Raw genomic sequence first — 16,504 nt, 5'->3', positions numbered from 1 at the left:
CGTTATGTTCGTTCAATTGTTAAGCATCCTTGGAGACGATAGCGAGCAGTTCGCTTTCAGACAGCGAAGCCATTTCTTGTTGCAGGTCCATCAATTCATCCGACTCGTACTGGGCCAGTTGCAGGGTGTTGATCAGGTCGGCCAGTGCCAGCAGCGACGGGTGTTCGAACAGGCTCCTGAGGGGCACTTCGACGGCGAAGGTTTCTCGTGCCCGCAGGGTGACTTGCACCGCCAGCAGCGAATGGCCGCCAAGCTCGAAGAAATCGTCGTGCCGACCGATCCGCTCCAGGCCCAGCAGCTCGGCCCAGATCTGCGCCAGCAGTTCTTCGGTTTCGCCGTTGGGGGCTTCGTACTCGCGGTAGGCGAAGTCCTCGCTGCGAGGCGCGGGCAGGGCGCGGCGGTCGAGCTTGCCGTTGGGGCTCAACGGCAGTTGTTCGACCACCACGAACGCCGCCGGGACCATGTAGTCCGGCAACTGCGAGGTCAGGTACGGGCGCAAGGTGCTGCTGGCATTGCGGCCGGCCAGGTGCGGCTCGACGCTCAGGTAGGCCACCAGGCGCAGGGCCCCGGGGCTGTCTTCGCGAGCGATGACGGCCGCCTCGCGCACCCCCGGCAGGGTCAGCATCAGGGCTTCGATTTCGCCGGGCTCGATGCGGAAACCGCGGATCTTGACCTGCTGGTCGTTGCGTCCGAGGAAGTCGAGTACGCCATCGGCGCGCATGCGCACCAGGTCGCCGGTGCGGTACATCCGCGCCTCCTCGTCCGGGCTGAACGGGTCGGCGAGGAAGTGTTCGGCGTTCAGTTGCGCACGGTCCAGGTAGCCCCGGGCGACGCCCGCGCCCCCCACGTACAGTTCACCCGGCACGCCGAGTGGTGCCGGCCGGCCCTGTTCGTCGAGCACGTACAGGCGGCTGTTCGGGATAGCACGACCGATTGGCACCGTGCCCTGGTCCTGGGCGCTGCAGCGATGCACCGTGGCCCAGACGGTGGCTTCGGTGGGGCCGTACTCGTTGTACAAGGCGATGGCCGGTTCCAGGCCCGCACATTCCTGTACCAATTGCGCCGGGCAGGCTTCGCCGGCGACGATCATCTCCCGCAGGCAGCCGTGTCCGTTTTCGCTGGCAAGACTCGCCAACACCAGACGGCCCAGGGACGGCACGCACAGCAGTGAAGTGATGGCCTGTTCGCCGATGAAGCGGGCAATGGCTTGCGGATCGCGAGCGGCTTCGGCCGCCGGAACGCACAAGGTGCCGCCGCTGATCAACGTGCCGAAGATCCCTGCCACGGAGCTGTCGAAGGCAATCGACGAGAGCAACAGGAAGCGCTTGTCGATCGATGGCCCATACACCGTGCGCCGGGCCAGCGTCGAGGCAACCAGGTTGCGATGTTCGATCATCACCCCCTTGGGTTTACCGGTGGAGCCGGAGGTGTAGATCACATAGGCCAGGTGCGCCGGGGTCAGGCCGGTGGCATCCCAGCGCGGATCGCGGGTACTCGTCTGCGCCGTCAGGGCCTGTTCGATGGCCAGGTAGCGGGTGCCTTCCTGCAGTGTGCCGACGGCTGCGCGACCGACCGGATCGGCCAGCAGCAGGCGCGGCCGCGCATCCTCGACAATCGACGCCAGGCGCTCGGCCGGGTAGGCCGGGTCCAGCGGCACGTAGGCGCCGCCGGCCTTGAGGATGCCCAGCAGGCCGCTGATCATCGCCGCGCTGCGTTCGACGCAGATCGCCACCAGATCCCCCGGTTGAACCCCGGTGGCGATCAAGTGATGGGCCAGGCGATTGGCTTGGGCATTGAGCTCGGCGTAAGTGAAGGCTTGCCGAGCGTCGACCAGGGCACAGGCGTCCGGCGTGCGGAGCACCTGCTCTTCGAACAGGTGCTGGATGCACAGGTGTGTCGGGTAGTCCTCGCGGGTCTGGTTGAAGGTCTCCAGCAGCAGGCTGCGTTCCTGGGGCGGCAGCACGTCCAGTTGCGTGAGTGGAATCCGTGGCGTGTACATCAAGGCCTGGGTCAGTTGTTCCAGGGCCCGCTGCATCAGCGCACAGATGCGTTGCGGGTCCACCGTCCGGACGCTCTGTACCGTCAGCCCCAGGGCATCGCCATAGTCGTTGACCGAGAGGGTCAGCGGATAGTTGGTGCGCTCGGCGCTGTTGAGGATGCGCATGCCCGGCCATTGCAGTTGGCTGTCGTCGCGCTGGTGTCGATAGTTGAGCAGGGTGGTGAACAGCGGCAAGGCGCTGGGCACGTCGCTGCAACGTTGGGCCAGGGCCAGGGAGGCCTGTTCGTGGGCCAGCAGTTCGATCAGGTCGCGATGGGTCGCCAGGACCTTGTCGTTGGCGCCAGCGCCGGCCAGTTGCACCCGCACCGGCAAGGTGTTGATGAACACCCCCAGGGCCCGTTCGGCCCCCGCCGAGCCTTGCAGACGACCGGCGACCACGGTGCCGAACACCACGTCGTCGCGCCCGGTGCAGCGGGCCAGCACTTGCGCCCAGGCCACATGGAACAGCGCCGCCGGGGTGATGCCCCGTTCCCTGGCCTGGGCCCGCAGGCGCAGGTTGAGTTCAAGGCTCAGTTGTACGCTGGCCTCTTCGATGTGATTGCCATCCCCTTGTACTTCGAGCAGGTCGAAGGGCGCGGTGGGCGCATCGACATCCGCCAGCCGGCGGCTGAAGTAGGCCTCGTGGACCTGGGCCGGCGTGGCCTGGGTCTGGGCGATGAAGTCGCGATAAGGCTGCGGTGTGCCCAGGCTGTCGCCTTGTCCGTGGAGGATGGCGTGGATTTCTTCCAGGACGATTTCCAGGGTGACGTGGTCGCTCGCCATGTGGTGATTGAGCAGCGCCAGCATCCAGCGCTCGGAATGCGGATCCCGGGCGATGCAGGCACGCATCAGTGGGGCCTGGCGCAGATCCAGGCGCAGTTGCCGTGGGTCACTCAGGGCTTCGAGCTGGCTGAGCGGGTCCTGGTGACTGTCCAGAGTGACGCTGTGCACCGGCAGGCGGGCCTGGCGTTGCACCACTTGCACCGCCTGGGGCAAGCCGTCCCACTGCACGCAGGTGCGCAGGATGTCATGGCGATCGATCACCTGCTGCAAGGCGCCGATAAAGGCATCGAGGCGCTGGCGGTCGTCGAACTCGAGCAGCGAGCGGACCAGATAGGCGTCGCCTTCGTGTCCGAGCAAGTGATGGAACAGGATGCCTTGCTGCAACGGGGCCAGAGGATAGATGTCCTGGATGTTTGCGGCGCCGCCAGGTATCGCAGCGACGATGCGTTCGAGCTGGTCCACCGTCAGATCCACCAGGGGCAACATGTCCGGCGTCAGGCTGGTGCAATCGGCCGGAATCCGGTTGGCCGGGGCCTGGAAGGCCGTACTGGTGGTGTCGGTCAGGGCCGAGGCAAGGTCCCGCAGGGTCGGTGCGCCGAAGACGCTGCGCACGTCGGCGTTCAGGCCATGTTCGCGCAGGCGTTCGATCAGGCTGACCGCCATCAGCGAATGGCCGCCCAGTTCGAAGAACCCGTCGTGGCGGCCGATCTGCTCAAGGCCCAGCAGCTGTTGCCAGATATCGGCGATGGTCCGCTCCACCGTGCCTTGCGGTGCCTCGTAGGCCTGGCTGGCGTAGGCGTCCTGATCCGGTTCGGGCAGGGCGCGACGGTCCAGCTTGCCGTTGGGGGTGAGTGGCAGGGCGTCGAGCACCACGAAGGCGCTGGGCACCATGTGCTCGGGCAGGCGGCCCAGGAGTTCGGCACGCAATTGCGTGGCGGCCGCCGGTTCGCCGCACAGGTAGGCCACCAGGCGTTTGCCGCTCTGGTGGTCACGGGCGATGACGGCCGCTTCGCGGACCCCGGCAAGGGCGGCGAGGGCAGCTTCGATTTCGCCCAACTCGACCCGCAGACCACGGATTTTCACCTGATCGTCGTTACGTCCCAGGTATTGCAGGGTGCCGTCGGGCAACCAGCGGCCAATGTCGCCGGTCTTGTACAGGCGGGCACCGGCGCGCTCGCTGAACGGGTCGTCAATGAAGCGTTCGGCGCTGAGTTGCGGCAGGTTGAGGTAACCCCGCGCCACACCGACACCGCCGATGTGGATCTCGCCGGGCACGCCCAGGGGCAGCAACTGGCCGTGGTTGTCGAGCACATGCAATTGCATGTTGCGGATCGGTCGGCCGATGGGGATCGGGCGGGTCCGGTAGGTGGCGAGGTCGGTGTCGGCGGTGTACCAGGCGACTACGTCGCTGCATTCGGTCGGCCCGTAGCTGTTGATGATCGCCGGCCGTGGCAGCGGCAGTTTTTCCAGCATGGCGACCTGGATCGGCTCGCCGCCCAGCACCACCCGTTTCAGACAGGCCAGTGCCGCGTGCTGGTCGGCATCCACCAGGGCGTGGAAGGCGCTGGGGGACATGTTGAGGTGGGTAATCCCGGCCTCGGCGACCTGGGCGACGATGGCGCCCGGGTTGAACGGTTCTTCGGCCAGGTGCAACGAGGCGCCGACCATCAGCGGGGCGAGGATGTTCTTCTGGGTCAGGTCGAAGTTATAGGACGAGGCCAGCAGCACCGCATCGCCGGCATGGAAGGCCAGGTCGTCGAGGTACCAGTCCAGCAGGTTGCGCAGGCCGCGATGTTCGACCATAACGCCCTTGGGCAAACCGGTGGAGCCGGAGGTGTAGATCACGTAGGCCAGGTGGCCCACATTCAGTTCGCTCACTTGCGGATCATGGGCCGGTTGCTCCAGCAGCGCCGGGCTGCCCAGTTCGAGGGTGGCCAGGCCCTGGGGCACCGGTAGTTCGTCCAGGCCTTGCTGGCGCACCAGGGCCCGCGGTGCGCTGTCGGCGAGCATGTGGCTCAGGCGTTGCGCCGGGTATTGCGGGTCCAGCGGCACATAGGCCGCCCCGGCCTTGAGGATACCCAGCAGGCCGATGACCATCTCCGGGCTGCGACGTGCACAGAGGCCGACGGTGTCGTCGGGCCGCACGCCCAGGGCGATCAAACCGTGGGCCACGCGATTGGCCTGGGCATTGAGTTCGGCGTAGCTCAGGGTTTGCCCGGCACCGACCAGCGCCACTGCATCCGGCGTCCGACTTGCCTGTGCGGCGAACACGGCGTGGGGGAAGCGACTCGGGCTTTCATCCAGGCTGACGGGGGCAGGGTTGAACGTCTCCAGCAGTTGCCGGCGTTGCGCGTCATCCAGCAACGGCAGCGTTGCCACCGGCTGCGTGGCGTCCTCCAGCATCCCGTCGAGCAGGTGCAGCAGGTGCTGGCCCCAACGGGCGATGGTGCTTTCGTCGAACAGGTCGGTGGCGTATTCGAACTGGCCGCTGATGGTTTCGCCGTCGTCGTTGAGGGACAGGCTCACATCGAACTGGGTGGTGCCGGTCGGTTGCGGCAACGGGCTCAGGTTCAAGCCCGGCAGTGCCAGGGCCTGGTCCTGTGGCGTGTTGCCGAGCACCAGCATGGCCTGGAACAGCGGGCTATGACCGAGGCTGCGCTCCGGTTGCAAGGCTTCGACCACTTGTTCGAACGGCAGGTCCTGATGGCCGTAGGCGTCGAGGGTGGTGGCTTTGATGCGTTCGAGCAACTGCTCGACCGGGCTATCGGCCTGCACGTCGATGCGCAGGGCCAGGGTGTTGACGAAGAAGCCGATCAGCGCTTCGGTTTCACGCCGTGGACGGTTGGCGACGGGCGTGCCGACCACCACCTCCGACTGATTGCTCAGGCGCGACAGCAGGATCGACCAGGCTCCCAGCAGGGTCATGAACGGGGTCAGGCCGCGCTCCTGGCTGAAGCGCCGCAGGCGCGCGCTCAATGGTGCGGGCAGTTGCAGCGCCAGTGCGGCGCCCTGGTAGCTCTGCACCTGGGGCCGTGGATGGTCGGCCGGCAGTTCCAGCAGTGCCGGGGCGCCGGTGAGGTGCTCCTTCCAGAATTGTGTCTGGGCTTGCAGGCGTTCGCCTTGCAGATGCTGCTGTTGCCAGGCGGCGTAATCGGCGTATTGCAGGGACAGGGGCGGCAGCGGATCTTCGCGGTCCTGGCTGAACGCGGCGTACAGCGCATTGAACTCACCGATCAACACCGCCACCGACCAGCCGTCGGAGACGATGTGATGCTGGGTCACCAGCAGGATGTGCTCGTCCTCCGCCAGGCGCAGTAGACGTCCGCGAATCAGCGGGCCGCTGCTCAGGTCGAATGCGGCGCGGGCTTCTTCCTGGGACAGTCGCTCGACGGCCGGTTGCCGTGCCTCAGGGGCCAGGGTTTGCAGGTCGTGCTCGACCAGGGCGAAGCCGATGTCCGCCGGGGCGAAACGCTGGCGCACTTCGCCGTCCTGGCGCTCGAAGGTGGTGCGCAGGCTTTCGTGGCGGGCGACGATGCGGTCCAGGGCCCGCTGCAAGACCTGGCGGTCCAGGCTGCCACGCAGGTGCAGGGCGGCAGGCATGTGGTAGGCGACGCTGGCGGCATGGTCCAGTTGATCGAGGAACCACAAGCGCTGCTGGGCCAGGGACAGCGGCAGCGGTTGCTCGCGAGAGACCACGGCAATCGCCTGGAGCCGGGACTGGCCGGCCTGTTCGACGTGTTGGGCCAGTTCGCTCAGGGAGGTTTGGGCGAACAGGGTGCGCAGGTCGATCTCGGCGCCGAGGTCCTGGTGCAGGCGGGCTTGCAACTGCACGGTGAGCAGGGAGTGGCCGCCCAGTTCGAGGAAGCCGTCGTGACGGCCGACCTGATCCAGGTGCAGCAGGTTTTTCCAGATCTCGGCAATGGCGACTTCGGTGTCACCTTGCGGCGCTTCGTAGGCCTTGCTGGCGAGGGCTTCCAGGCCGGGCTCGGGCAGGGCGCGGCGATCGAGCTTGCCGTTGGCGGTGAGGGGTAGGGCGTCCAGGTGCACGAAGGCGCTGGGCACCATGTATTCGGGCAAGTGCTTGAGCAAGGTGCTGCGCAGGTGCTCGGCACTGGTCGGTTCGCCACACAGGTAGGCCACCAGGCGATTGTCGTCTCGGGCAATGACCACGGCTTCGGTGACCCCGGCACAACTGAGCAGCACGTTCTCGATCTCACCCAACTCGATACGGAAGCCGCGGATCTTCACCTGGAAGTCGTTGCGGCCCAGGTATTCGAGCGTGCCATCGGCCATCCAACGACCGAGGTCGCCGGTCTTGTACAGGCGGGCGCTCGGCTCACTGCTGAACGGATCGGCGATGAAACGCTCGGCGCTCAGCTCCGGCCGGTTCAGGTAACCCCGGGCCACACCGACACCGCCGATATGGATTTCCCCGGCCACCCCCAACGGTGCCGGCTCACCCCGCGCATCCAGCACGTGGACCTGGACGTTGGCGAACGGTCGGCCGATGCTCGGGCGCTCACCCAGGTCGCGGATCAGGTCGATGGTGGCGTCCACCGTGCACTCGGTGGGGCCGTACATGTTGTAGAAACGAATGCTCTGGCAGTTACGCAATTTCTCCCAGGTGGCGGCGTTGATCGCTTCGCCACCGAGCAGCACGCTCACCGGCTGGTAGCTCTGGCGCTCCAGCAGGCCGGCGGCGAGCAGGGTGTCGAGCTGCGATGGCGTGGAGTCGAAGGCATGCACCTGATGCTGTTCGAGGAAGTCCAGCAACTCGCTGCCGCTGGCGCGGATCAGTTGCGGGATGATCACCAGGCGATGGCCGGAGAACAACTGCGAGATGCCCTTGATCGACATGTCGAAGAAGAACCCGGCGTTCAGGGCCACGGTGGCTGGGGTCGGGCAGTGCTGATGGGTGGTGCGGGTCAGCACGTGCCAGAAGTTGAACACCGAACGGTGCTCGACCATTACGCCCTTGGACTGGCCGGTGGAACCGGAGGTGTAGATCACGTAGGCCAGGTGTTCCGCAGTCAGGCCCGGTACTTGTGGGTTGCTGTCGAAAGCTGAATCGTCCGCTGCTTGCAACGACTCCACGATGTCCAGCAACAACACCGGCAGTTCCCCGGACGGCAGGGACAGCGCCGACTGGGTCAACAACGCCTGGGGTTGGCTGTCCTGGAGCATGAAGGCCATGCGCTCGGCCGGGTGCGCCGGGTCGATGGGCACGTAGGCGGCACCGGCCTTGAGCACGCCCAAGAGGCCAACGATCATCTCCAGGCTGCGCTCGGCGCAGATGGCCACGCGCTGATCGGGTTGCACGCCGAGGGCGAGCAACTGCCGGGCCAGGTGGTTGGCGCGACGATTGAGCTGGCGATAGCTCAGCTGGCGCTCTTCGCAGACCAGGGCCACGGCGTCGGGGTTGGCGTGCACCTGGGCTTCGAACAACTGGTGGATTGGTTGCGCCGCGCCGAAATCGCTGGCGGTGCGGTTGAAGTCATTGAGCAGCAACTGACGTTCGCTGGCGGGCACCACGTCGAGGCTGCTGGCGAGGCGTCCGGGGGATTGCTCCAGAGCGTCCACCAGGGCGGCCACGGCCTGGCCCAGGTAGGCGGCGATGTGTTGCGGATCGATGCCGGTGATGGACTGGGCGGTCACGGAGAAGTCATCGCCTTCATCTGCCACGGCCACTTCGATCGGATAATTGGTGCGGGCTTCGTTGCTCAGGAAGCGCACACCGTCCCAGGCCAGGACCTGATCGGCATTGGCCAGCGAACCGCCGTCGGTCTGATGGCGGTAGTTGAGCAGTGTGGTGAACAGCGGCAGGCCGGGGCCGACGCCACTGCAACGTTGAGCCAGGGCCAGGGAGGCCTGTTCATGGTTCAGCAGTTCGCTGAGGTCGCGGTAGGTTTCGTCCACCAGCGCGGCCACCCCGAACCCGGCCAGTCGGACCCGCACCGGCAAGGTATTGATGAACACCCCCAGCGCCCGGTCGGCGCCCACCGAGCCTTGCAGGCGGCCGGCGACCACGGTGCCGAACACCACATCGTCACGATCGGTGCAGCGTCCGAGCACCTGGGCCCAGGCGATGTGGAACAGCACGGCTGGCGTGACGCTGGCCGCACGGGATTGGGCGCGTATCCGCTGGCTCAGGGCCGGATCGAGGCGCACGCTGGTTTCTGCGACTTGGCTGCCGTCACCCTGGACATCCAGCACACCGAACGGTGCGGTGGGTTCGTCGACAGCGCCCAGGCGTTGGCTGAAATAGGCTTCATGGGTCTGAGGCGATGTTGCGAGGACCTGTGCGACGAATTCCCGATAAGGCATCGGCGGCGGCAGGCTGTCGCCCTGGCCTTGCAACAGGGTTTGGACTTCTTCGAGGACGATGCCCAGGGACACATGATCGCTGATCATGTGGTGGTCGAGCAGGGCCAGCAAGCAGCGTTCGGAGTGCGGAACCCGGGCGACGCAGGCGCGCATCAGCGGTGCTTGCTGCAAGTCCAGGCGCAGATGCCGGGGGTCGCTCAAACGCTCCAGTTGAGCGCGCGGGTCTTCATCGGCGGCCAGGGCGATGTGCTGCAGCGGCAGCGTGGCCTGGCGTTGCACCACCTGTACCGGCTGCGGCTGGCCGACCCAATGCACGGCGCTGCGCAGGATGTCGTGGCGGTCGATCACCTGCTGCAAGGCACCGATAAAGGCTTCGAGACGCGCGTGGCTGTCGAATTCGATCAGCGAGCGGACCAGGTACGCATCGCCTTCGTGTCCCAGCAGATGATGGAACAGGATGCCTTGCTGCAACGGGGCCAGCGGGTAGATGTCCTGGATATTGGCGGCCCCGCCCGGTACGGCGGCGACGATGCGTTGAAGCTGGGCCTCGGTCAGTTCCACCAGGGGCAACATGTCGGGGGTCAGGGCAGTGCAGCCGTCCGGAATCCGATTGGCTGGGGCGAGGAACGGCGTTTCATTGCTGCGGCTCAAGGCCTGGGCCATTTCCCGCACGCTGGGAGCGGTGAACACGGTGCGCACGCTGGCGCTCAGGCCATGCTGGCGCAAGCGGTCGATCAGGCTCACGGCCAGCAGCGAATGCCCGCCGAGTTCGAAGAAGCGGTCATGACGACCTACCTTGTCGATGTCCAGCAGGTCTTGCCAGATGTTCGCAACGATCTGTTCGATCTCGCCTCGTGGTGCCTCGTAGGCTCGGCTGGCGAATGCCTCAATGCCCGGCGCGGGCAGGGCGCGGCGGTCGAGTTTGCCGTTGGGGGTCAGCGGCAACGCTTCAAGCTGGACGAAGGCGCTCGGCACCATGTACTCCGGCAGCGCCGCCAGCAGCGCGGCACGCAGTTGCTCCACCGGTACCGGCTCACCGCACAGGTAGGCGATCAGGCGCTTGCTGTCGGATTGACCCGGTTTGCTTTCCTGGGCGACCACCACCGCTTCGCGGACACCGGCGCACCCGGCAAGCACGGCTTCGATCTCCCCCAGTTCCACGCGGAAACCGCGGATCTTCACCTGGTCGTCGTTGCGTCCCAGGTACTGCAGGGTGCCGTCGGCGCACCAGCGGCCAAGGTCACCGGTCTTGTACAGGCGTGCGTCCGGATCGGTGCTGAACGGGTCGGCGATGAAACGCTCGGCGGTCAGCTCGTGGCGATTGAGGTAGCCGCGAGCGACACCGACGCCGCCGATATGAATTTCCCCCGCGACGCCCATGGGGACCAGCTCGCCTAGCGCATCCAGTACGTGCAGTTGGGTGTTGCGCAGCGGCTTGCCGATGGAGCGGAAATCGTCGTGGTCGCTTTCCATCCGACGGATCGAGGCGTTGACCGTGGCTTCGGTCGGGCCGTAGGCATTGAACAGCGCCGGGCGATGGCCGGCGCGGGCGAACCACTGGCTCACGGCCTGCTTGCCCACCGCTTCGCCACCGATCATGAACTGACGCAGGCAAACGGGCAGGGCGACATGGGCATCCCGGGCGACCTGTTGCCAGAACACGGTCGGCAGGTTGGCAACGCTGATTGCATGCTGCTCGCAGAGCGCGGCGAAGGCAGCGGTGCCGGCGATCCAGGCGTCGCTGCGCAGTACCAGGGTGGCGCCGGACAGCAAGGCGCCAAAGATCTCTTCCACCGACATGTCGAAGGTCATGGTGGCGAATTGCAGGATGCGATCCTGGGGGTTGAGGCCGTAGCGTTCCTGCAAGGCACCGATCTGGTTACATACCGAGCGGTGTTCGAGCATCACGCCTTTCGGCTTGCCGGTGGAGCCGGAGGTGTACATGACGTAGGCCAAGTGCCGAGAGGTCAGGCCCTCGACCCTTGGGTTGCTGTCGTCCCCGTCAGCCGGATCGTCGAGCAACAGCTGCGGCATGTGCAGCGCCGGCAGTTGTTCGGCCATGGTTTCGATCAGGTAACCCTGGGTGAGCAGGACCCGCGGCGTGCTGTCGTCGAGCATGTGCTGCAAGCGGTCCTGCGGATAGTTCGGGTCCAGCGGCACGTAGGCGCCGCCGGCCTTGAGAATGGCCAGGATGCCGATGATCATTTCCGGGCTGCGTTCCACCAGCAGGGCGACCCGTTCATCCGGGCGCAGGCCTGCGGCGATCAGGCGATGGGCGATGCGATTGGCCCGGGTGTTGAGTTCGGCATAGCTGAGACTGACCTCTTCGGCCTGCACGGCGATGGCCTGGGGGCGTGCCTGTACATGCTGCTCGAACCATTCCTGTAGCAGTCGGCCTTCGGCAAACGGCGCGTGGGTCTGGTTGAAACCGCCGAGCAATTGCCGGCGTTGCTGGTTATCCAGCAGGGGCAGGGTTGCCACCGGCTGCGTGGCGTCGTCGAGCATCCCATCGAGCAAGTGCAGCAGGTGCTGGCCCCAACGGGCGATGGTGCTTTCGTCGAACAGGTCGGTGGCGTATTCGAACTGGCCGCTGATGGTTTCGCCGTCGTCGTTGAGGGACAGGCTCACATCGAACTGGGTAGTGCCGGTCGGCTGGGCCAGTGGGCTCAGGCTCAACCCCGGCAATTCCAAAGCCTGGTCCTGTGGCGTGTTGCCGAGCACCAGCATGGCCTGGAACAGCGGGCTATGACCGAGGCTGCGCTCCGGTTGCAAGGCTTCGACCACTTGTTCGAACGGCAGGTCCTGATGGCCGTAGGCATCGAGGGTGGTGGCTTTGATGCGTTCGAGCAGTTGTTCCACAGGGCTGTCGGCCTGCACGTCGATGCGCAGGGCCAGGGTGTTGACGAAGAAGCCGATCAGCGCTTCGGTTTCACGCCGTGGACGGTTGGCGACGGGCGTGCCGACCACGACTTCCGCCTGATTGCTCAGGCGCGACAGCAGGATCGACCAGGCTCCCAGCAGGGTCATGAACGGGGTCAGGCCGCGCTGCTGGCTGAAGCGCCGCAGGCGCGCGCTCAATGGTGCGGGCAGTTGCAGCGCCAGTGCGGCGCCCTGATAGCTCTGCACCTGGGGCCGTGGATGGTCGGCCGGCAGTTCCAGCAGTGCCGGGGCGCCGGTGAGGTGCTCCTTCCAGAATTGTGTCTGGGCTTGCAGGCGTTCGCCTTGCAGATGCTGCTGTTGCCAGGCGGCGTAATCGGCGTATTGCAGGGACAGGGGCGGCAGCGGATCTTCGCGGTCCTGGCTGAACGCGGCGTACAGCGCATTGAACTCACCGATCAACACCGCCACCGACCAGCCGTCGGAGACGATGTGATGCTGGGTCACCAGCAGGATGTGCTCGTCCTCGGCCAGGCGCAGTAGACGTCCGCGAATCAGCGGGCCGCTGCTCAGGTCGAATGCGGCGCGGGCTTCTTCCTGGGACAGTCGCTCGACGGCCGGTTGCCGTGCCTCAGGGGCCAGGGTTTGCAGGTCGTGCTCGACCAGGGCGAAGCCGATGTCCGCCGGGGCGAAACGCTGGCGCACTTCGCCGTCCTGGCGCTCGAAGGTGGTGCGCAGGCTTTCGTGGCGGGCGACGATGCGGTCCAGGGCCCGCTGCAAGACCTGGCGGTCCAGGCTGCCACGCAGGTGCAGGGCGGCAGGCATGTGGTAGGCGACGCTGGCGGCATGGTCCAGTTGATCGAGGAACCACAAGCGCTGCTGGGCCAGGGACAGCGGCAGCGGTTGCTCGCGAGAGACCACGGCAATCGCCTGGAGCCGGGACTGGCCGGCCTGTTCGACGTGTTGGGCCAGTTCGCTCAGGGAGGTTTGGGCGAACAGGGTGCGCAGGTCGATCTCGGCGCCGAGGTCCTGGTGCAGGCGGGCTTGCAACTGCACGGTGAGCAGGGAGTGGCCGCCCAGTTCGAGGAAGCCGTCGTGACGGCCGACCTGGTCCAGGTGCAGCAGGTTTTTCCAGATCTCGGCGATGGCGACTTCGGTGTCACCTTGCGGCGCTTCGTAGGCCTTGCTGGCGAGGGCTTCCAGGCCGGGCTCGGGCAGGGCGCGGCGATCGAGCTTGCCGTTGGCGGTGAGGGGTAGGGCGTCCAGGTGCACGAACGCGCTGGGCACCATGTATTCGGGCAGATGCTTGAGCAGGGCGTTGCGCAGCTGTTCGGCAGGGACCGGTTCGCCGCAGACATAGGCTACCAGGCGCTTGCTCTCGGGTTGGCCGGGATGGTCTTCGCGGGCAATCACCACCACCTCGCGGACACCGGGGCACAGCGCCAGGGCGGCTTCGACTTCGCCGATCTCGATGCGCAAGCCGCGGATCTTCACCTGGAAGTCATTGCGGCCCAGGTACTCCAGCGCGCCGTTGGCGAGCCAGCGACCGAGGTCGCCGGTCTTGTACAGGCGCGCGTTCGGGGCCTTACTGAACGGGTCGGCGATAAAGCTCTTGGCGCTCAGTTGCGGCAGGTTCAGGTAACCGCGCGCCACGCCGATGCCGCCGATATGGATTTCCCCGGCGATACCCAACGGTTGCGGTCTGCCACGGGCGTCGAGTACGTGCATCTGGATGTTGGCAATCGGTTTGCCGATGGGCACGCTCTCGCCGGGATCGCTGGGGCGGCAGTGCCAGGCGGTCACGTCGATGGCCGCCTCGGTCGGACCGTAGAGGTTATGCAGTTCAACGTCCGCCAGTTGCCGTTCGAAACGCCGTTGCAGGGCACGGGGCAGGGCTTCGCCACTGCATAGCACCCGACGCAGTTCGGGGAAGTCGCGGTTGTCGGGGTGCTCCAGGAACAGGTCGAGCATCGACGGCACGAAGTGCAGCATGGTGATGCCCGCCTCGCGCATCACCTGGGCCAGGTAGGCCGGTTCCTGATGGCCGCCGGGACGGGCCATGACCAGCTCGGCACCGGCCAGCAAGGGCAGGAAGAATTCCCAGACCGACACGTCGAAACCGAACGGGGTCTTTTGCAGGATCCGGTCGCTGGCGTCGACACCGTACTCGTCCCGGGCCCACAGCAAGCGATTGACCACGCCCAGGTGTTCGTTCATCACCCCTTTCGGGGTACCGGTGGAGCCCGAGGTGTAGAGCACGTAGGCCAGGTGTTGCGGCGTCAGGCCAAGCGCCTGCGAATCCGGATTGTGTGTGGGAAGGGCGCTCAGGAGGTCATCGTCATCGAGCGCCAACGCCGGGATATTCAATGGCGGCAACGGGTTCAGCAAGGCGTGGCTGCTCAGTACAGCGCGGGGGGCACTGTCTTCGAGCATATAGGCCTGACGCGCACTCGGCAGGTCCGGGTCGATGGGCACATAGGCGCCGCCGGCCTTGAGCACGCCCAGCAGGGCGACGACCATCTCCGGGCTGCGCTTGAGGCACACAGCCACTCTTGCATCCGGCTTCACGCCGAGTTCGATCAGGCGATGGGCGAGTTGGTTGGCCTGGTGGTTGAGCTGTTCATAGCTGAGTAGCGGCCCGCTGTCGCCGCGCACGGCACAGTCATGAGGACGTTGCTCGACCTGCTGTTCGAACAGGGTGTGGATCAACACATCCCGCGGATACTCTCGCGCAGTGGCATTGAACTCTACTTGCAGGCGCTGACGTTCGGCCGCGCTCATCAGCGGGTAGTCGCCCACTGGCGTGTCGTGCTGCTCAAGTACCGCTTCGAGCATCGAGACGACGCGCTGTTGCAGGAGACGGGCTTCTTCCACGCTGTAGTAGGCAGTGTTGAAGTTGAAGTCCAGATGCACATCTTCGAACGGGTGGTAATCACGCACGAAGATCGCCATCGGCGTCTGTTCGTAGCCGTTGTCCATGGTGATGACGGTGGATGAGGTGCCGCCGAACTGGTCGTCACCATCCAGACTTTCGAATGACAGTGAAACGTCGAACAGCTGCCGGCGCCCGGCCTGCGCGAGGCGCAGGATGCGGTTGAGTTCGGCAATCGGGAAGCGCTGGTGGCGGTAGCAGCGGCGCAGTTGGCCACCGGCGGCGTGCATCAGGTCCAGCAGCGAGGCGTCGAGGTCGACGGGCAGGCGAATCGGGCTCACCGAGGAAAACATTCCTGCGGTTTCCTTGGTGCGGGCGTTGGTGCGGTTGTGCACGGGCATGCCGATGACCATCTCATCGACGCCCACGGTACGGCAGAAATACGTGGCGACCACGCTGATCAGCACATGGGCCACCGACAAACTGCGCTCGCTGGCGAATTCCGTCAGGGCATTGTAGAGCGCCCGTGGCAGCATCGCCTGGACCTGGGCGCTGGGGGCCAGTTCATTGGCCTGGCCGGTCTTGAAGTCGGCCCTGCGTTGCAGCAGCGACGGTGGCAGCTGGGCGTAGGTTTCCTGCCAGAACTCGCGGTCGCGCTCGTAGCGTGACGATTGCAGGTAGGCGCGGTCGTCCTCCAGGAACGACAGATAGGAGTGCCCTTCGGCGACTTTCTCATTGCCGGCGAGCAAGCCGTTGTAGGCAGCGCCCACGGCATGACCGATCAGCGCCACACCGATACCGTCGGTGACCAGGTGGTGGTAACGGTTGAGCCAATAGTGACGGTTCGGGCCACAACGCACCATGCGCGCTTCCCAAAGCTGACCAGTCAGCTCCGGGAACGGCTGGCGGAAAGCGTTACGCAGGTACTCCATCGCCAATCCGGCATCGGCTTCGGCCTCGGTAAACTCGACGATGTCCAGCTTGACCTTGACCTCGGGCAGGACCCGCTGGCGGCCGATGCCGCCCTCATGGCTGAAGCTCAGTCGCAGGGCGTCATGGTTGTTGGCGACCAGCTCGATGGCTTTCTCGAACAGCGGGATGTCGATTTCGCCCTTGATCTCCAGAGACATGCCAATGTTGTAGTAGGGCAGGTCCGGGTGCGCGATCTGGTCGAGCCAAATGCCCTGCTGGACGGAGGCCAATTCGTGGGTGGCGCAGTCTTGCGTGGGCAGCATTTCGGTCGACGAATCCATTTCGGAGCACCTGCAGGCAGAATCAATTGAGGTTTGTCTCCGTTCGAATGGCGGTGCATGAAGGCCTGGGCGACTGCCAATCGGCGGATGCAAATAGTCGTGGAGAGGGACATCGGGGCCGTTGGCAGGCGCCTGATGCGAGGGGGGCGTCGGGGGGCTGTGGTGCGGCTGTCGATGGGCCGTCCTGCCGTCCGGTCACGCCTGATGTCCCTTCACAATGTGGGAAAAAATTAGAGGATCCGCTTCCCGATGTCTGTCATGGGAAGCAGGGACAACGACGGGAAACGCGGCTTTGCGGCGCTTGGGCGTGGTCGCGCGAGTCTGTTATACCAACGACCCTGAGTGAGTTTGCGAGGG

General features: G+C 65.8%; 1 protein-coding gene. It reads right to left on the bottom strand.

Going from position 1 to position 16,504, the window contains the following annotated elements:
• Positions 1-19 precede the first annotated feature (19 nt).
• Positions 20-16,147 carry a non-ribosomal peptide synthetase gene (locus tag QZH45_RS17830; protein WP_069018267.1) on the bottom strand — a complete coding sequence of 5,376 codons (16,128 nt, stop codon included), beginning with the start codon at positions 16,145-16,147 and terminating at the stop codon, positions 20-22.
• Positions 16,148-16,504: the final 357 nt, after the last annotated feature.

The sequence above is a fragment of the Pseudomonas corrugata genome (genome assembly GCF_050920615.1).
Classification (GTDB): Bacteria; Pseudomonadota; Gammaproteobacteria; order Pseudomonadales; family Pseudomonadaceae; genus Aquipseudomonas; species Aquipseudomonas corrugata.
Note: the sequence above shows the minus strand (reverse complement) of the source record. Positions and strands in the feature narration are given on the sequence as shown.